The organism is Paraburkholderia humisilvae, assembly GCF_902859855.1.
Classification (GTDB): Bacteria; Pseudomonadota; Gammaproteobacteria; order Burkholderiales; family Burkholderiaceae; genus Paraburkholderia; species Paraburkholderia humisilvae.
This window is the reverse complement of record NZ_CADIKH010000001.1, coordinates 379,245-396,365: the sequence shown is the minus strand read 5'-3', so window position 1 is coordinate 396,365 and position 17,121 is coordinate 379,245. Positions and strand designations below refer to the sequence as shown.

Here is a 17,121-nt window from a genome sequence, read left to right as displayed (position 1 = left end):
CGATTGCGGGTCTCAGTCGCACGAACTACCTGTTCCGGTTGTACGAAGGCAGCGTGAAGAAGGAACAGGTGATCGAGTTTCTCAAGGCGCTCAAAGCGCATCTGAAGCAGCCGCTGCTGATCATCTGGGACGGTGTCAGGCCTCACCACGCCGCAATTGTCCGCCAATACCTGGATTCGCTCGACGTCCATATTCAGATCACCTTCCTGCCACCGTATTGTCCGGAACTCAATCCCGTCGAGTACCTGTGGGCATGGCTCAAGCGTCACGCGATTGCGAACTTCTGCCCCGACAATCTCAACGAGTTGCACACCGTCGCTCGCAACAAGCTCAAAAGCGCTCAGCACCGACCTTCGATCATCGCCGCGTGCTGGATTCAGGCAACCTTGTGGTGACGTCATGATTTATGGAAAGGTCAATAAGAATGTACGCGGATTGAATGCGCAGGATCATCCTGCGTCTGCGGCTCTTGTCCTTGCGCGCCTCGAAGAATATCGCGTAGAGCGAAGTGGTGCCTTCAGCATTCAGGCTTTCGACCGTGACGAAATTAGGCTGCCGCTCGTCGGCTAAGCCGATGTGACGCGACGGCAAGCTCATCACAACGTCTCTCAAGAAACGTCGTGATAATTCATATCGCTGAGGATCGAGTACGCGTTGCTCTCTGCCATCGTCATAGATCTCATTCGCTGGTATCAGTGCTCGTGCGCGTTTATCCCATCGAACGCTGTGAGAGAAACAGTGGCATAAGAACAGCACCAGCACCGTCACGTCGGCGCCGAGGTCCAGGTCGATTTTGAATGTGAAGGAGTCGAGATGGCTCAGGTCCCATCGAACGCCACGAAATGAAACATCGCTAAAGCGCTGCGCATGCTCGGGTATTTCTTCGACGGCGACCTGTAGTGCGTTTTGCGACATTGGACGGAACGAAAAGGCGAGCGGTCCATTCTATGGATGCCTTTCCGTCGCCACCATTCGTCCGAATGGCCAGGTGTGTGGCGGTCGCGGTCGTGCCGCGATCGCGCGTTCCTGCAATGTCAATCACACAGTCAGTGACATCTTTCGTCGCTGCTGTTCGAAGCCCATCCGGAAGGTTATTCCGCGACCGTCTGCATCATCCCGTCACCCGCGGCAGCGTCGCGCGGATCGGTGCTCACGTCCAGCTCGTGTTCCGGACGACGCGGTTCGCGCGTGGCCGCACGTTCGCGCTGAACGCCGTTGAAGATGAGATTCAGCACGACCGCCGACGCGGAGGCCAGCAGAATTCCGCTGTGCAGCAGCGGCGATAGCGCTGGGGGCAACTTCGCAAAGAAGTGCGGCGACACGACCGGCACGAGCCCCAGCCCGATGCTGACCGCGACGATGAAAAGGTTGTGATGATTCTTCGCGAAGTCGACCTTCGACAGCACCTTGATGCCGTTCGCCGCCACCATGCCGAACATCACGATGCCAGCGCCGCCGAGCACGAACGCGGGCACCGACGCGACGACTTGCGCCATCTTCGGAAACAGTCCGAGCAGCACCAGAATCACGCCACCCATCGCGCACACGTAGCGGCTCTTCACACCGGTGACACCGATCAGTCCGACGTTCTGCGAGAACGATGTGTGCGGAAACGAGTTGAAGATTCCGCCGATCAGCGTGCCCAGACCGTCGACGCGCAAACCGCGCACGAGCGTTTTCTGATCGACGGGCCGCTCGACCATGTCGCCGACCGCGAGGAACATGCCGGTCGACTCGATGAACGTGACGAACATCACCGTGACCATCGTTGCGATCGACAGCGCATCGAAGTGCGGCAAGCCGAAATGAAACGGCATCACGAAGCCGACCCACGGCGCGCTCGTTACGCCCTCCATGTTCACGCGGCCGATGAGCGCCGCAATCACGAAGCCGGCAACGATACCCAGCAACACCGAAATATTGGCGATGAAGCCCTTGCCGAACTTGTTGATCAGCAGGATCAGCATCAGCACCGTCAGCGAAAGCCCCAGATACACCGGACTGCCGTAATCAGGATTGCCGACCCCGCCCGCAGCCCAGTTGATGCCGACTTCCATCAGCGACAGCCCGATCACCGAGATCACGACGCCGACCACCACCGGCGGGAAAAAGCGCAGCAGCTTACCGATCGCAGGCGCCAGCAGAATGCCGATCACGCCCGCCGCGATGGTCGAACCGAAGATGTCGAGGATGCCGAGATTCGGGTTCGTGCCGATCGCGATCATCGGGCTGACCGCGGCGAACGTGCAACCCATGATGACCGGCAGACGAATGCCGAAAATCCACAGGCCGAGCGTCTGGATCAGCGTCGCGATACCGCATGAGAACAGATCGGCGCTGATCAGGAATGCGATCTGGTCTTTCGGCAGTTTCAGCGCGCTGCCGATGATCAGCGGCACGGCAACCGCGCCCGCATACATGACGAGTACGTGCTGGATTCCGAGCGTCAGCAGGCGGCCAGCAGGCAGGCGCTCATCGCACGGGTGGACCGTGTTCGCATGCATTGTCTCTCTCCACGTCGGTTTAGGAATGTTCCTAACGGTATGCGCGCCGAAAAAGCACAACAAGACCTCGGACGGCTATTTCGGCATTCGCAGGGCCGATATGCGCCGACATGGGGCGACTGCCACGGGCATGCGGCGAACGGAGCGGCGCCGTGCCTGCGCAGGCGTTACCGGCCGCCGCGCAAGCCGCACGTGAGCAAGGGACGGTGACATAAGCGGCCTCGCAACGGGGACGTATCGCGTTCGATATGATCTGTATTTGGCGCCGCGCATCATGCGGCTTTGGCGCGGCGAAGCGTGCGCTGGGGTTAACCCGCGCGGCGCGGCTGAGCGCGCTTCGCTCGTGCCGGATTGCGCCATTCCATTTCCATCGAACGGCTACTCATGTCCTATCTCGGCATCGATCTCGGCACCGGTTCACTGAAACTCGCGATCGTCGACGGCGACGGCCACGAAACATCGATCGCAAGCGTCGCGTATGCATTCGACACGCCGCATCCGGGTTGGGCCGAGATTGATCCACAGACCTGGTGGCGCGCGCTGTGCGAAGCGTCGGCGCGTTTGCCCGCGGACGAACGCGATGCGATCGAAGCGATCGGCTTTTCCGGGCAGATGCATGGCGTCGTGCTGACGAATGTGCACGGCGAGGCCGTGCGGCACGCGATGCTCTGGCCCGACACGCGTGCCCTCGCGCTGCTCGACGCGTGGCCCTACCCGCAGCCGAATCCGGTTGCCCCTGGGATGGCCGGTCCACTGCTGCGTTGGGTTGCGCAACACGAGCCCGAGCCCGTCGAAAGAGCGCGTTGGGCGCTGCAACCGAAGGACTGGCTGCGCGTCGCGCTGGGCGGTGAAGTGGCGACCGACCCATCCGATGCGTGCGCGACCGCGCTGGCTGAGCCCACCGGCGTGTGGGATGTCGCGTTGCTCGATCGGCTCGGTTTGCCGCGCACATGGTTTGCCGCATTGGCGCCGTCATTCGCGATGAGTGGTGTGTTGTCAGCCGAAGCGGCGCATGCGCTCGGCTTGCGCGCGGGCATCCCGCTCGCGACCGGCGCGGCCGACACGCCGTGTGCCGCGCTCGGCAGCGGCCTCGTGAAAGACGGCGACGCGCTGCTGACAACCGGTACTGGTGGGCAGATCGTCGTGCTATCGAGCGATGAGCCACCACCCGCGCGAGGTTTGCACCGCTATCGCGCGGCGACTGGCGACTGGTATCGGATGGCCGCGATGCAGAACGTCGGTGTTGCGCTCGAAGCGGTGCGCGGATGGCTGTCGTATGAATGGAGTGACGCTTATCGCGACGCGTTCGCCGCCGGGTGCGATGCCGGCGCGCTCACGTTCCTGCCGTACCTGACCGGCGAGCGCACTCCGTGGCTCAATCCCGCTGCGCGCGGCGGCTGGCTCGGGCTGGCACTCGGCGCTCCGCGCGGTGCGCTAATGCGGGCGGCTTTCGAGGGTGTCGCGTTCGCGCTGCGCGCGGGCCTCGACGCGATTCGCGAGAGCGGCGCGGCGGTCGATGCATTGCGTCTTGCGGGCGGCGGCTCGGTCGATACGCGCTGGCGCCAGCTGCTTGCCGATGCGCTCGACGTCGAGCTTCACGCGGTCGATTGTCCGAACGCCGCCGCGCGCGGCGCCGCGTTGCTCGGCGGACTCGCGTGCGGCCATTGGCGCGTGGATGAACTGGCGACGCTTGCGCCTGCGGCGACGCGTGTCGCAGGGCCAAGCGGCGATCGCGCCATCGCTAGCCGGTATGCGCGCTTTATCGATCTATACGGGCGCGTCGAAGGCTGGTTCTGAGCGCGGTCGCGAGCTCGCGTGCCGCACGCTTAGCGTCGCGAGATAGTCGCTCGCGGGAAAGGGGGATGCAAGAAACGAGTAGCTGTACGAGCGGTTACGGTTGTCGAACGATTCGAGCCGCTCGACGATCACTTCATTCGCAGCGCTGCGCAGTGTGCGCACCCGCCCGCCTTCGCTCATTGCACTGCTGGCAATGTAAGGTAGCCAGTCCGGCAGCGAATGAAAGCCGCCGATCAATTGCCATACGCGATCGGGCGGTGCGCCGAGTTCGACCGAATCCGAGGTGTTCGCCATGTTGGGATACCTGTCTGAAGGTGGAATGGAGAAACGCAGGGTTGATGCCGTTTCAAGAAAGCATCCACAGCTGGTCCATGCGCGTTATTCCACTGCGGCGCAAAGCCGGTGCACACTTCGGTTGCCTAAGTGGAGGCGTACGGTTTGCGCGTCCTTACGAGGCAGGCGGTGTCACCTGCAAGGTTTCAAGACGCTGTCGCCACGCGGCTGGCAATGAGGCGGGGCGGCGCGTGACGCGATCCACATACACGTGCACGAAATGGCCTTGCGCGCACGCGTTATCTTCTTCGTTGCGAAAGATCGCGAGTTCGTAGCGCACGCTGCTGGCGCCGATGCGGGCGACGCGCAGCCCCACCGTGACGGTGTCGGGAAACGCGAGCGGTGCGAAATAGCGGCATTGTGTCTCGACGACGAGGCCGATCGGTTGAGTATCCGTGTCCGGCTCCGAGGATAACAACAGCAGTCCGGCTTCGATCAACCAGCTATTCACCGCCGTATCGAAGTACGAGTAGTAAACGACGTTATTGACGTGCCCATAGATATCATTGTCCGACCAGCGCGTTGTGACGCCGTGCAGTGCGGTGAAGTCGGCGCGTTGCCGGCGCGGTTCGCGCGTGTCGGTTATGGGTTGGTTCATGCGGCCTCGCGATCGGTCCCGGTCTCTTGTCGTGACTCATTCGCCGCGAAAGCGCGGCGCGCGCTTTTCCGCAAACGCCGCGCGTCCTTCGCGAAAGTCATGGCTTTGCGCGGCCTGATCGAGCAGCGCTTCGACTACGCCATCGCGTAACGCGCCGTTGCCGGATGCGAGCGCGTCGAGCATCGTTTTCGCGCCGGAGATCGTGAGTGGCGCGCATGCGTTGAGCCGCTGTGCGAATGCCTGCGCCGCAGCGAGCGCGTCGTCGGCGATGTCGTCGATAAAGCCGATACGCAGCGCGCGCTCGGCATCGAACGTTTCAGCGGTGTAGAGAATGCGCTTTGCGTTGGCGAGGCCGACGAGCGACAGCAGCCGGCGCGTGCCCGCAATGCCGTAGACAATCGAAAGCCTGGCGGCCGGAATCGCAAACGTGGCGTGACGCACGGCAACGCGGAAATCGCATGACATCGCGACGTTGCAGCCGCCGCCCATGCAATAGCCGTTGATCGCCGCGATGGTCGGCTTCGGCGACGCGGCGATCCGGTTGCAGCATCCTTCGTAAGCCTGCTCGTATTGGCGCGCTTGCTCCGCGTTCGCACGCACTTCGCCGAACTCGGAGATATCGGCGCCCGCGCAGAAGCTGTTTGCACTGCCGGTCAGCACGATCGCGTGAATCTCGCGCCGCGCGCTCAACGCATCGAAGGTGTCGCCCAGGCGCTGCCACAGCGCGAAGGTGAGCGCGTTGCGTCGCTCGGGGCGGTTCAGCGTGACGCGCGCGATGCCGTCGCTGACAGTCAACTGTATGGCATCGTCGGATGCCTGGGTCTGGCTTGCCATGGGGTCGCGTTCCGAAAGTCAGTGTCTGCGGTATTTTCGCCGACGCGCGCCGCTGGTGTCCCGGCGCGTCGGCGTCCCTTTGCTTCTGTCACGTCTTTCGAGTATAGAGAGGCGATCCTGTTTGACGAAATTTCGTCGGACGCGACCTTTACATAACGGCTGAGCATCGCCAACATGCACGGTGCGCGTACCGGTGCGAACGTCCTTCGCCGCGCGTACCGGTGACTGGAGTGAACGACAGGGACGAACGACGGAGCCCACGACGGAGGCCGACGTCCCTGACATTGACCTTTCCGCTATCCGCTTCTCAAGAATCCAGGAGAACACTGAATGAAGACCAAAGCCGCCATCGCATGGAAAGCCGGCGCGCCGCTGACCATCGAGGAAGTCGATCTCGAGGGCCCGCGCGCCGGAGAAGTGCTGATCGAGGTGAAGGCCACCGGCATTTGCCACACCGACTACTACACGTTGTCCGGCGCGGACCCGGAAGGCATTTTTCCGGCAATCCTCGGTCATGAAGGGGCCGGTGTGGTGGTCGACGTCGGGCCGGGCGTCGGTACGCTGAAAAAGGGCGAGCACGTCATTCCGCTGTACACGCCGGAATGCCGGCAATGCAAGTTCTGCCTGTCGCGCAAGACGAACCTGTGCCAGGCAATACGCGCAACGCAAGGCAAAGGCCTGATGCCGGATTCGACCTCGCGCTTCTCGCTCGGCGGCAAGCCGCTCTATCACTACATGGGCACGTCGACGTTCTCGAACTACATTGTCGTGCCGGAGATCGCCGTCGCGAAGATTCGCGCGGACGCGCCGTTCGACAAGGTGTGCTATATCGGCTGCGGCGTGACGACCGGTGTGGGCGCGGTCGTCTATTCGGCGAAGGTCGAAGCGGGGGCGAATGTCGCCGTGTTCGGGCTGGGCGGCATCGGGCTCAACGTGATCCAGGGCGCGAAGATGGTCGGCGCCAACCGGATTATCGGCGTCGATATCAACCCGAGGCGGGTGGAACTGGCGACGAAATTCGGCATGACCGACTTCATCAACCCGAAGGAAGTCGACAACGTCGTGGACCGCATCGTGCAGCTCACCGATGGCGGCGCCGATTACTCGTTTGAATGCATCGGCAATACGAAGGTGATGCGCGATGCGCTCGAATGCACGCACAAGGGCTGGGGGCAGTCGTTCATCATCGGCGTCGCGGCGGCCGGCGAGGAGATCAGCACGCGGCCGTTCCAGCTGGTCACGGGCCGTCAATGGAAAGGCTCGGCATTCGGTGGCGCACGCGGTCGTACCGATGTGCCGAAAATCGTCGACTGGTATATGGAAGGCAAGATCAACATCGACGATCTGATCACCCACCATCTGTCGCTCGAACAGATCAACGACGGTTTCGACCTGATGAAGAAGGGCGAGTCGATCCGCTCGGTGGTGATGTACTAGTACCAGGGAGATCGCAATGCTCGAGACGCGCTCGTCGCACGCCTGTCACGGTGGCGTGCAGCAGTTCTACCAGCATGATTCGCGCACGATCGGCCTGCCGATGCGCTTCGCCGCGTATCTGCCGCCGCAGGCCGCGCACGGCAAGGTGCCGGCGCTGTTCTATCTCGCGGGGTTGACCTGCACCGAAGAGACATTTCCGATCAAGGCCGGCGCGCAGCGCTTCGCCGCGCGGCACGGCATCGCATTGATCGCGCCCGACACCAGCCCGCGCGGCGCAGGCGTGCCTGGCGAGAGCGAAGCGTGGGACTTCGGCGTCGGGGCGGGATTCTACGTCGACGCGACGCGCGAGCCGTGGGCGAAGCACTACCGGATGTACTCGTACGTGCAAGACGATTTGCGCGAGACCGTGTGCGCGAATCTGCCGATCGATGCGGCGCGGCTTGGCATCTTCGGCCACTCGATGGGCGGGCACGGCGCGCTCGTGCTTGCGCTGCGTAATCCGGACCTGTACCGGTCGGTGTCCGCGTTTGCGCCGATCGCCGCGCCGATGCGCTGCCCATGGGGTGAGAAGGCGTTCAACGGCTATCTCGGCGAGAACCGGGACGCATGGCGCGAGTACGACGCGAGCGAACTGGTCGGGCGCGCGTCGGCAACATTCGCGGCGGGCATTCTGGTCGATCAGGGGCTCGCGGATCAGTTTCTCGACGAGCAGCTCAATCCGGGTGTCTTCGAGGCGGCGTGCGGCGCCGCAGGCCAGCCGTTGACGCTGCGGCGGCACGCGGGCTACGACCACGGGTACTACTTTATTTCAACCTTTATCGAAGATCATCTCGCGCATCACGCGAAGGTGTTGCTCGCGTAACAATGCGGGCCGCTGCCGCACGGCGCGACTGCGTTGCGGCAGCGTCAGCCGGTGTGCGGTGACAACGCGTGAACGCGACGTTGCGCACACGACACCGCACGCGCGTTATCGCCGCGCGAGCAGACTTACACCGTAGACGAGCGCCGCCAGCAGCGTGATCCAGAAACTCGTCGGCCAGTCGGTGTAGAACGCGAGTGTGACGCCGAGCCACGCTTGCACAAGCGCGAGCGCCGCGGCGGCCACGAGACCGATCGATAGACGGGTCGTCATGTTCTGCGCGGCGGCGGCCGGGCCGACCATCAGCGTGAACACCAGCAGCACACCGACGATCTGCGTGCAGGCGGCCACGGCGAGCGCCGCGATCGCGAGAAACAGGACCGACACCAGGCGCAGCGATACGCCTTTCGCTTCCGCCAGTTCCGGCTGCAACGATGCGAACAGCAGCGGCCGCATGATGGCCGCGAGCGCAATCAGACTCAACACACCGATCGCCGCGAGCACCACAAGCGTCGATTGGTTGACGCCGAGCACATTGCCGAACAGCAGCGCAGTGACCTGTGTCGCGTAGGCGGTGAAGAAATGCAGAAACAGCAACCCGAAGCCGAGCGACAGCGACAGCGTCATGCCGATCGCGACATCGCGGCCTGCGAGGCGCTCGCCGAGCGCCCCCATGCCGACGCCGGCTGCCAGCGTAAAGCCGATCATCCCCCAGATCGGCGAGATGCCGATCAGCACGGCGCCGGTCGCGCCGGTAAAGCCAACGTGCGAGAGCGCGTGGCCGGCGAACGTCTGCCCGCGCATCACCAGAAAGTACCCGACGATTCCCGACAGCACCGCGACGATCCCCGACGCCGCGAATGCGTTCACCATGAAGTCATATTCAAACATCGTGTGTGTGCCCGTCGCGTGACGCGTGGTGATGGGGGTGAGCATGCGCGTGCGAGCCGCCATGGTCGCGTCCATGGCCGTGCTCGCCGTCGTCTTCGTGCTCGTGGTCGTGCTTTTCCACTTCGACGTCGCCGGACATCACGAAGATGCGGCCGTTCATGCGGATCACGTCGATCGCCGACCCATAGAGGCGCGACAACACGGGCTTGGTGATCACTTCGTCGACCGTGCCGAGCGCCGCGACGCCGTTGCCGAGATACAGCACGCGGTCGAGCGCATGCAGCAGCGGATTGAGCTCGTGCGCGGAGAACAGCACCGCGATGCCGAGCTCCTGCTGCACGCGCCGCACGAGTTCGACGACGCTCTTCTGATGATGCGGATCAAGGCTGATCAGCGGTTCGTCGAGTAGCAGCAGGCGCGGATTGCCAAGCAGACACTGCGCAAGCAGCAGGCGTTGCCGCTCGCCGCCCGACAGCTCCGACAGCGGCCGTTGGGCCAACGCGCGGCCGCCGACCAGATCGAGCACGCGTTCGACATCGGCGCGCGTTTTCGCGTCGGCGTGCGGCAAGCCCCAGCGGTGTCCGTCCGCCGCCATCGCGACGAAATCGCGCCCGCGCACGCGCCGGCCCGCCAGCGCACTGCGCGTCTGCGGCATATAGCCGATCGACGGATTGCCGCAGACGACCGGCTCGCCGAGCACCCGCACGACGCCGTGTGCGGCCGGCACGAGGCCGAGCACCGAGCGCATCAGCGTGGTCTTGCCGGCGCCGTTCGGGCCGAGCACGCCGACAAATTCGCCTTGCCGGATCACAAGGCTCGTATCGCGCAGGATCGTGCGTCCGCCGAGCTCGAGCGTGACGCGGTCGAGCTCCAGCACGGGCGCCGCCTCTTTCGTGCCGGACGAAGCGGGGGGGGCGGACGGCGGACGGTCACTTTCGGTCATTGAGTTTTTCCTTTGCTGCCGGCCGTGTCGCCTGCCGCGAGCGCCACGCCGAGCGCATCCAGTTGCGCAAGCATCCATTGCTGGTACGTCTTGCCCGCGAGTTCCGTTTCGGTGACGCTCATCGTCGGCACGTGCGATTGCTGCGCAAGCTTCAACATTCGTTTAGTCAGCGCTTCGGTGGCCTGGCTGTTATAGATCAGCACGCGTACGCGCTTCTCGCGCAAGTCGCGTTCAAACGCGGCAATGTCCGATGCGCTCGCCTCGGTGTCATTCATCGTCGCCAGCTGAAAACGCAAGTTGCGCATATCGAGGCCGATTGCATCCGACATATAGCCGAACACCGGCTCAGTGGCTGTGACCGGCACACCCGCATAGCGGGCATGCAGTGCGGCAACCTTCGCGTCGAGCGGCTTCAGCGACTCAAGAAACCTTGCGAGATTCGCATCGTACGCGTTCTTGTGCACCGGGTCAGCGGCCGTCAGCGCGGCGCTGATCGCGCGCGCGACAGCGGGCATCGTCGCCGGGTCGTACCAGAGGTGCGGATTATCGCCGTTTTTCTTGCCGACAAGGTCCGCCGCGACGATCACCGTGCGCTTCGCGCTCTTCGACGCGTCGAGGAGTTTGGCCATCCACGGATCGTAGTCGGCGCCGTTATAGACAACAAGGCTCGCGTGCTGCAGCGCGCGAGCGGTCTTCGGGCTGGCTTCGAACAGGTGAGGGTCCTGGTCCGGATTGCTCAGGATGCTTGTGACGTCGACATGGTCGCCGCCCAACTGCTGAGCGACGTCGCCATAGAAGTTCTCGGCGGCGACCACGGAAATTTTGCTGTTCGCGGCTGCCGGGGCGGTTTGCGCACGCGCTGCCTGAGTCACAGACAGCGCGACGGCAAGCGTTACGCCCGCGGTGGCCAGATACTGTGCCAGTCTTAGCGCGAGGCGCGCCGCATTCCACTTCGGGTTCTTGATTTTCATCGTAACGAGCGTGATCAGGTTGAAGGGTTGAAGGGTGAACGGACAAAAGAATGGCTTACCGTTGGCCATGCTGGCAGGCGGCGCACAGGCCGCTCAGTTCGACCACCTGACGGTGTACTTCGAAGCCATGCGCGGGCGCGCTGCCGGCGAGCTGCCGCGCCAGTTCGCCGCCAGGAATTTCGATCGTTTCGCCGCATGCTTCGCAGATCAGAAACTGGCCCTGATGCGGGTGGTCCACATCGCAACACGCAATGAAGGCGTTCTTCGACTCGATTCGATGCACGAAGCCATGCTCGACCAGAAAGTCGAGCGCACGATAGACCGTGGTCGGCGGCACGCGTCCGCGCTCCGGTTCGAGCGCGGCGAGCAGGTCGTACGCGCCGATCGGCCGCTCGCTTGCGGCGACCAGCGTATAGACCTGGCGGCGCAACGTAGTGAGCGCGAGACCGCGCGCGGCAGCGACGGCTTGTGCGTGCGCAACGCGTTGTGCGATGGGATCGTCGGATGGGACGGACATGTTACTGCTCCTGAGACGGCACGCCTGCCCGGCAAGGCGCCGGTGCCCACCCGCGTTGAGCTGAAGGACCGGTGAAACAACGAAGGCGGAATGATATAACGTATCTAAACATCTTGCCATTGATTGCGTCGACGCGCCGTCTAAATTGATAGAGCGAGGCGACGCAAGTGCTGAAAGCAAACTGCGCCAAACGGCGAACCAGGCGCTGAGCAACACGGCGCGCAACCTGCGGCGCTGCACCATCGAAATCTTGCGGCACGCCTTGACATGGTCGGACGCGTATCCGATCATTCGATCACAAATAGAGCAATTGATCGCGCAGAGAGCGTTCGCTCACTGGCGCAAAAACTCAGACACCAAGCGTCGAACGATTGGGAGACACGCAGTGGCAGCGCGATTGCAAGACAAGGTGGCGATCCTCACCGGCGCGGCAAGCGGCATTGGCGAAGCGGTCGCACGCCGGTATCTGGACGAAGGCGCACGCTGCGCGCTGGTCGACCTGAAGCCGGCCAGCGATTTCGGTCAGCCATTGCGCGACGCGTACCGCGAACGCGTGTTGACCCTCACCGCGGACGTCACGCGGCGCGAAGACATCGAACGCATCGTCGCTCAGACGGTGCAGCAGTTCGGTCGGATCGATATTCTCTTCAACAACGCGGCGCTCTTCGATATGCGTCCGCTGCTCGACGAATCCTGGGATATCTATGACAAGCTCTTCGCGGTCAACGTGAAGGGCCTGTTCTTCCTGATGCAGGCCGTCGCGCAACGCATGGTCGAGCAGGGCGCAGGCGGGAAGATTATCAACATGTCGTCGCAGGCGGGACGCCGCGGCGAAGCACTCGTGTCGCATTACTGCGCGACCAAAGCGGCGGTGCTCAGTTATACGCAATCGGCGGCGCTCGCCTTGGCGCCGCACAGGATCAACGTCAACGGCATCGCACCGGGCGTCGTCGATACGCCGATGTGGGATCAGGTCGATGCGCTTTTCGCACGTTATGAGAACCGGCCGCTCGGCGAGAAGAAGCGCCTCGTCGGCGAAGCGGTGCCGCTCGGCAGGATGGGGCTGCCGGCGGATCTGACCGGTGCGGCGCTGTTCCTTGCATCGGCGGATGCGGACTACATCACCGCGCAAACCCTGAATGTCGACGGCGGCAACTGGATGAGCTGACCTGCTTGACCCCCGCTGCCCGCGACTCGGCTGCCGGCCGGAAATGTGAGGATCCGTGAGCCGCCCATCGCAAGCCAACACGAACGTACGATAAAGGAGACAAACGATGAAACCCGCTCTGAAACCCACGCTGAAGGCACTCGGCGCCACGGCGGCCGCATGCGCGGCGTTCAATGCGTCGGCGGCGACCGTGACGATCGCGACCCTCAACAATCCGGACATGATCGAGCTGAAGAAGCTTTCGCCCGCGTTCGAAAAGGCGAATCCGGACATCAAGCTGAACTGGGTGATCCTCGAAGAAAACGTGTTGCGCCAGCGCGCGACCACTGACATCACGACGGGTAGCGGCCAGTTCGATGTGATGACAATCGGCGCGTATGAAACGCCGCAATGGGGCAAGCGCGGCTGGCTGTCGCCGCTCACGAACCTGCCGGCAAGCTACGATCTGAACGATGTCGTGAAGACCGCGCGCGACGGGCTGTCGTACAACGGCACGCTCTTTGCGCTGCCGTTCTACGTCGAAAGCTCGATGACCTTCTACCGCAAGGACCTGTTCGCGGCGAAGGGCCTGAAGATGCCGGATAACCCGACCTACGACCAGATCGCGCAGTTCGCGGACAAGCTCACCGACAAGTCGGCGGGCACGTACGGTATCTGTTTGCGCGGCAAGGCGGGCTGGGGCGAGAACATGGCGTACGTGACCACGCTCGTGAATACGTTCGGCGGCCGCTGGTTCGACGAACAATGGCACGCGCAGTTGACCACGCCGGAATGGAAAAAAGCGGTGTCGTTCTATGTCGATCTGCTGAAAAAAGACGGGCCGCCGGGAGCCAGCTCGAACGGCTTCAACGAAAACCTGACGTTGATGTCGTCGGGCAAATGCGGGATGTGGATCGACGCGACCGTGGCGGCGGGCATGCTTTACAACAAGCAGCAATCGCAGATTGCCGACAAGGTCGGCTTCGCAGCGGCGCCCACTCAGGTCACGCCGAACGGTTCGCACTGGCTGTGGGCATGGGCGCTTGCGATTCCTAAGACGTCCAAGCAGCAGGACTCGGCGAAGAAGTTCATCGAGTGGGCAACGTCGAAGGAGTACATCGAGATGGTCGCGAAGGATCAAGGCTGGGCCTCGGTGCCGCCGGGCACGCGCCAGTCGACCTATCAGCGTCCCGAGTACCAGCAGGCCGCACCGTTCGCCGCGTTCGTGCTGAAAGCGATCGAAACGGCCGACCCGACGCACCCGACGCTGAAACCCGTACCGTACACCGGTGTGCAGTTCGTCGGTATTCCTGAGTTCCAGTCATTCGGCACGGTGGTCGGTCAGAGCATCTCCGGCGCCGTGGCTGGCCAGATGACTGTCGACCAGGCGTTGACAGCCGGCAATGCGGCCGCGGATCGCGCGGTGCGCCAGGCCGGCTTGCAGAAGTAGCCCCACTGACCCGAAGTGATATAGCAGCGACGTTCGTTTGAAGCAAACCCCGGCCGGGCGGCATTGCCCGGCCGGACCCCCGGCAGCACTGCGGACCGCTTGCACAGGTTGAAGCAAACCCGGCGGCTCGCGCACTTCCGAACAGGTGGCCCATCATGCCTCATCTGCGCCTTCCTCTGTCGCACGCCCACCCTCAAACCGAACAGGAACGCGAGTCGCGCAAAGCCGCGTCGGCCCGCTGGCTGGTGACGCCGTCCGTCGCGGTCCTGTTGCTGTGGATGGCGATCCCGCTCGCGATGACCATCTGGTTTTCGTTCACGCGCTACAACCTGCTGAACCCGGATGAGAAAGGCTTTGCCGGATTCGACAACTACCGCTATCTCGCGACCGACCCATCGTTCTGGCCGTCGATCATGCACACGCTGCAACTGATCATTTCGGTGCTGGTGATCACGGTGGTGGGCGGCGTGCTGATGGCCGTGCTGTTCGACCGCAAGTTCTACGGGCAGGGCATCGCGCGCCTGCTGGCGATCGCGCCGTTCTTCGTGATGCCGACGGTGAGCGCGCTGATCTGGAAGAACATGATCATGCACCCGGTGTACGGCCTCATCGCAGGCGGGATGCGCGCGCTCGGCCTGACGCCGATCGACTGGTTCGCGACTTACCCGCTCACGGCGGTGATCATCATCGTTGCGTGGCAGTGGCTGCCGTTCGCGTTTCTGATCCTGTTCACGGCGATCCAGTCGCTCGATCAGGAACAGAAGGAAGCCGCGCGCATCGACGGCGCCGGAGCGTTCGCGATGTTTTTCTTTATCACGCTGCCGCACCTGAAACGCGCGATTGCGGTGGTCGTGATGATGGAGACGATTTTCCTGCTGTCGATTTTCGCCGAGATCTATACGACGACCGGCGGCGGTCCCGGCAACGCCACGACCAACCTGTCGTACCTGATCTACGCACTTGGCCTGCAGCAGTTCGACGTCGGTCTCGCGTCGGCGGGCGGCATTCTGGCGGTCGTGGTCGCGAACATCGTGTCGTTCTTCCTCGTGAAGATGCTCGCGAAGAATCTGAAAGGGGAGTATGAAAAATGAGCCAGGTCGCTGCATCACCCGTTACCGCCACCACCGTGCCCGCCGCGTCGCCGTTTGCCGCCGTGAAGCGCAGCATTCCGGGCATTCTCGCGTGGCTGATTTCGATTGCGCTGTTCTTCCCGATCTTCTGGATGACGATCACCGCATTCAAGACCGAGCAGCAGGCGTACTCGTCGTCGCTGTTCTTCGTGCCGACGCTCGACAGCTTCCGCGAAGTGTTCGCGCGCAGCAACTACTTCGCGTTTGCGTGGAACTCGGTGCTGATTTCGGTCGGCGTGACGATTCTGTGTCTGATACTCGCGGTGCCCGCTGCGTACGCGATGGCGTTCTTCCCGACCAAACGCACGCAGCAAACGCTGCTGTGGATGCTGTCGACGAAGATGATGCCGTCGGTCGGCGTGCTGGTGCCGATCTATCTGCTGTGGAAGAACAGCGGCCTGCTCGACACGGTGTCCGGACTCGTCATCGTCTATACGCTGATCAACCTGCCGATTGCCGTGTGGATGGCGTTCACCTACTTCAACGAGATTCCGCGCGACATTCTCGAGGCCGGCCGTATCGATGGCGCGGCGACCTGGCAGGAGATCGTCTACCTGCTGATGCCGATGTCGTTGCCGGGGCTCGCGTCGACCGCGCTGCTGCTCGTCATTCTGTCGTGGAACGAGGCGTTCTGGAGCATTAACCTGTCGAGCTCGAACGCGGCGCCGCTGACGGTGTTCATCGCCTCGTATTCGAGTCCCGAGGGTCTGTTCTGGGCGAAACTGTCCGCCGCATCGCTGCTTGCGGTCGCGCCGATCCTGATCGTCGGCTGGCTGTCGCAGAAGCAGTTGGTGCGCGGTCTTACGTTCGGGGCGGTTAAGTGACCCCAATGCGGACCCCAATGCGGACCCCAATGCGGACCCCAATGCGGACGACGCACATGCCAACGCAGACCACGACGCAATCCCGGACGCCAATCCGCGGCGATGCGCAGCTTGCGCTGATCTGCGATTGTGACGGTGTGCTGATCGACAGCGAATCCGTCGCGGCCGCGATGCTCGTGCGCGAACTCGAAGCGCGCTGGCCCGACGCGGATGTCGCACCGGTCGTGATGCCGCTGCTCGGTCTGCGCATCGAGCGCGTGCTCGAAGGCACCGCCGCGCAGCTCGGCAAGCAGTTTGCCGACGGCGATATCGGCGCGATTCGTGCGAAGGTCGAAGCCGCGGCGGTGCAGGCGCCGATGGTCAACGGCATCGGCGATGCGCTGGCGACCATCACGTTGACCAAAGCGTGCGCGAGCAACAGTTTCCGTCCGTATGTCGAAGCGGCGCTTGCGCGCACCGGACTCGCGAAGTTCTTCGGCGACCGGCTGTTCTGCGCGGATGCGGTGCCACGGCCGAAGCCGGCTCCGGATGTTTACCTGGCGGCGGCGCGCGGGCTGAACGTGACGCCGGATGCGTGTCTCGTCATCGAAGACAGCGTGACCGGCGTGACGGCCGCCACGGCGGCGGGGATGACCGTGATCGGCTTTGCCGGCGCCGGTCACGTGAGCGGCGCGCAGATCGGTGCATTGCGCGAGGCCGGTGCGCGGCACGTATTCGACGATATGCGGCAATTGCCCGAACTGGTCGCGCAATGGATGCAGCAGGTGAAGGCCGCTTCATAGGCTGATCCTGATAGACAGGCCGAGCCGCATGGGCCGACCTGCAGGTCCGTTCACTTTGAAACGAAGCGACGCAACACAGCACTATCACGCAACACACGGAGACA

18 protein-coding genes are annotated in these 17,121 nt (G+C 63.4%); 9 read left to right on the top strand and 9 right to left on the bottom strand.

Translation table 11 applies throughout. The features are described from left to right. A partial coding sequence (locus HV796_RS01710) for a transposase (protein ID WP_175224500.1) occupies window positions 1-395 on the top strand: 395 nt, incomplete at its 5' end. Here HV796_RS01710 and HV796_RS01705 read toward each other — a convergent pair. Beyond that, window positions 358-915, bottom strand: a complete 558-nt coding sequence (locus tag HV796_RS01705; RefSeq protein ID WP_175224498.1) for a hypothetical protein — start codon at window positions 913-915, stop codon at window positions 358-360. The two genes, HV796_RS01710 and HV796_RS01705, sit on opposite strands and share 38 nt — an antisense overlap. A 176-nt stretch (window positions 916-1,091) precedes the next feature. Next, window positions 1,092-2,504: a nucleobase:cation symporter-2 family protein gene (locus tag HV796_RS01700; protein WP_175224496.1), complete on the bottom strand. Its 1,413-nt coding sequence runs from the start codon at window positions 2,502-2,504 to the stop codon at window positions 1,092-1,094. A 384-nt stretch (window positions 2,505-2,888) separates the two neighbouring features. On the opposite strand from HV796_RS01700, the gene HV796_RS01695 reads away from it, so the two are divergent. Further along, entirely contained in the window at window positions 2,889-4,301 is a 1,413-nt protein-coding gene (locus HV796_RS01695; protein WP_175224494.1) for a xylulokinase, read from the top strand. On the opposite strand, the gene HV796_RS01690 is transcribed toward HV796_RS01695, so the two are convergent. The 3 genes from HV796_RS01690 to HV796_RS01680 all read right to left on the bottom strand — a co-directional run bounded on the left by HV796_RS01690 (window position 4,272) and on the right by HV796_RS01680 (window position 6,066). Beyond that, window positions 4,272-4,595, bottom strand: a complete 324-nt coding sequence (locus HV796_RS01690) for an SRPBCC family protein (protein ID WP_175224492.1) — start codon at window positions 4,593-4,595, stop codon at window positions 4,272-4,274. The two genes, HV796_RS01695 and HV796_RS01690, sit on opposite strands and share 30 nt — an antisense overlap. 154 nt (window positions 4,596-4,749) lie before the next feature. Then, window positions 4,750-5,232, bottom strand: coding sequence for an acyl-CoA thioesterase (locus HV796_RS01685; protein WP_175224490.1), 483 nt, complete (start codon window positions 5,230-5,232; stop codon window positions 4,750-4,752). A 36-nt stretch (window positions 5,233-5,268) separates the two neighbouring features. Continuing rightward, complete coding sequence (locus HV796_RS01680; RefSeq protein ID WP_175224488.1) at window positions 5,269-6,066, bottom strand: enoyl-CoA hydratase-related protein; 798 nt, start codon at window positions 6,064-6,066, stop codon at window positions 5,269-5,271. A gap of 330 nt (window positions 6,067-6,396) precedes the next feature. On the opposite strand from HV796_RS01680, the gene HV796_RS01675 reads away from it, so the two are divergent. Further along, entirely contained in the window at window positions 6,397-7,503 is a 1,107-nt protein-coding gene (locus HV796_RS01675; protein ID WP_175224487.1) for an S-(hydroxymethyl)glutathione dehydrogenase/class III alcohol dehydrogenase, read from the top strand. 16 nt (window positions 7,504-7,519) lie between these two features. Further along, window positions 7,520-8,365, top strand: coding sequence for an S-formylglutathione hydrolase (gene fghA / locus HV796_RS01670; protein ID WP_175224485.1), 846 nt, complete (start codon window positions 7,520-7,522; stop codon window positions 8,363-8,365). 105 nt (window positions 8,366-8,470) lie between these two features. Here the strand turns inward: fghA and HV796_RS01665 are convergent, their stop codons facing one another. From HV796_RS01665 to HV796_RS01650, 4 genes are read right to left on the bottom strand one after another with little or no spacing between them, the layout of a single operon-like run. Then, window positions 8,471-9,253: a metal ABC transporter permease gene (locus tag HV796_RS01665; protein WP_175224565.1), complete on the bottom strand. Its 783-nt coding sequence runs from the start codon at window positions 9,251-9,253 to the stop codon at window positions 8,471-8,473. Continuing rightward, window positions 9,246-10,196 (bottom strand): ABC transporter ATP-binding protein, encoded by a 951-nt coding sequence (locus HV796_RS01660; protein WP_175224483.1) that lies wholly within the window; start codon window positions 10,194-10,196, stop codon window positions 9,246-9,248. The genes HV796_RS01665 and HV796_RS01660 overlap by 8 nt, the downstream gene beginning before the upstream one ends. Beyond that, window positions 10,193-11,167, bottom strand: coding sequence for a metal ABC transporter solute-binding protein (locus tag HV796_RS01655; RefSeq protein ID WP_175224481.1), 975 nt, complete (start codon window positions 11,165-11,167; stop codon window positions 10,193-10,195). The genes HV796_RS01660 and HV796_RS01655 overlap by 4 nt, the downstream gene beginning before the upstream one ends. A gap of 55 nt (window positions 11,168-11,222) precedes the next feature. After that, window positions 11,223-11,684, bottom strand: coding sequence for a Fur family transcriptional regulator (locus tag HV796_RS01650; protein ID WP_175224478.1), 462 nt, complete (start codon window positions 11,682-11,684; stop codon window positions 11,223-11,225). Window positions 11,685-12,069: 385 nt separating this feature from the next. Between HV796_RS01650 and HV796_RS01645 the strand changes: the two genes are divergently transcribed. From HV796_RS01645 to HV796_RS01625, 5 genes are all read left to right on the top strand, one after another. Then, entirely contained in the window at window positions 12,070-12,852 is a 783-nt protein-coding gene (locus tag HV796_RS01645) for an L-iditol 2-dehydrogenase (protein WP_175224476.1), read from the top strand. Between the two features lie 106 nt (window positions 12,853-12,958). Beyond that, complete coding sequence (locus HV796_RS01640; protein WP_175224474.1) at window positions 12,959-14,281, top strand: ABC transporter substrate-binding protein; 1,323 nt, start codon at window positions 12,959-12,961, stop codon at window positions 14,279-14,281. 155 nt (window positions 14,282-14,436) lie between these two features. Beyond that, window positions 14,437-15,372 carry a carbohydrate ABC transporter permease gene (locus HV796_RS01635; RefSeq protein ID WP_175224472.1) on the top strand — a complete coding sequence of 312 codons (936 nt, stop codon included), beginning with the start codon at window positions 14,437-14,439 and terminating at the stop codon, window positions 15,370-15,372. Next, on the top strand, window positions 15,369-16,235 hold the full coding sequence (locus HV796_RS01630) for a carbohydrate ABC transporter permease (RefSeq protein ID WP_175224470.1): 867 nt from the start codon (window positions 15,369-15,371) through the stop codon (window positions 16,233-16,235). Before HV796_RS01635 ends, HV796_RS01630 begins: the two co-directional genes overlap by 4 nt. A gap of 56 nt (window positions 16,236-16,291) precedes the next feature. After that, on the top strand, window positions 16,292-17,017 hold the full coding sequence (locus tag HV796_RS01625; RefSeq protein WP_175224468.1) for an HAD family hydrolase: 726 nt from the start codon (window positions 16,292-16,294) through the stop codon (window positions 17,015-17,017). Window positions 17,018-17,121: the final 104 nt, after the last annotated feature.

Coding starts and splice junctions, on each gene's coding strand:
- HV796_RS01705 (WP_175224498.1), bottom strand. CDS start 915: ATGTCGCAAAACGCACTACAGGTCGCCGTCGAAGAAATACCCGAGCAT.
- HV796_RS01700 (WP_175224496.1), bottom strand. CDS start 2,504: ATGCATGCGAACACGGTCCACCCGTGCGATGAGCGCCTGCCTGCTGGC.
- HV796_RS01695 (WP_175224494.1), top strand. CDS start 2,889: ATGTCCTATCTCGGCATCGATCTCGGCACCGGTTCACTGAAACTCGCG.
- HV796_RS01690 (WP_175224492.1), bottom strand. CDS start 4,595: ATGGCGAACACCTCGGATTCGGTCGAACTCGGCGCACCGCCCGATCGC.
- HV796_RS01685 (WP_175224490.1), bottom strand. CDS start 5,232: ATGAACCAACCCATAACCGACACGCGCGAACCGCGCCGGCAACGCGCC.
- HV796_RS01680 (WP_175224488.1), bottom strand. CDS start 6,066: ATGGCAAGCCAGACCCAGGCATCCGACGATGCCATACAGTTGACTGTC.
- HV796_RS01675 (WP_175224487.1), top strand. CDS start 6,397: ATGAAGACCAAAGCCGCCATCGCATGGAAAGCCGGCGCGCCGCTGACC.
- fghA (WP_175224485.1), top strand. CDS start 7,520: ATGCTCGAGACGCGCTCGTCGCACGCCTGTCACGGTGGCGTGCAGCAG.
- HV796_RS01665 (WP_175224565.1), bottom strand. CDS start 9,253: ATGTTTGAATATGACTTCATGGTGAACGCATTCGCGGCGTCGGGGATC.
- HV796_RS01660 (WP_175224483.1), bottom strand. CDS start 10,196: ATGACCGAAAGTGACCGTCCGCCGTCCGCCCCCCCCGCTTCGTCCGGC.
- HV796_RS01655 (WP_175224481.1), bottom strand. CDS start 11,167: ATGAAAATCAAGAACCCGAAGTGGAATGCGGCGCGCCTCGCGCTAAGA.
- HV796_RS01650 (WP_175224478.1), bottom strand. CDS start 11,684: ATGTCCGTCCCATCCGACGATCCCATCGCACAACGCGTTGCGCACGCA.
- HV796_RS01640 (WP_175224474.1), top strand. CDS start 12,959: ATGAAACCCGCTCTGAAACCCACGCTGAAGGCACTCGGCGCCACGGCG.
- HV796_RS01635 (WP_175224472.1), top strand. CDS start 14,437: ATGCCTCATCTGCGCCTTCCTCTGTCGCACGCCCACCCTCAAACCGAA.
- HV796_RS01630 (WP_175224470.1), top strand. CDS start 15,369: ATGAGCCAGGTCGCTGCATCACCCGTTACCGCCACCACCGTGCCCGCC.
- HV796_RS01625 (WP_175224468.1), top strand. CDS start 16,292: ATGCCAACGCAGACCACGACGCAATCCCGGACGCCAATCCGCGGCGAT.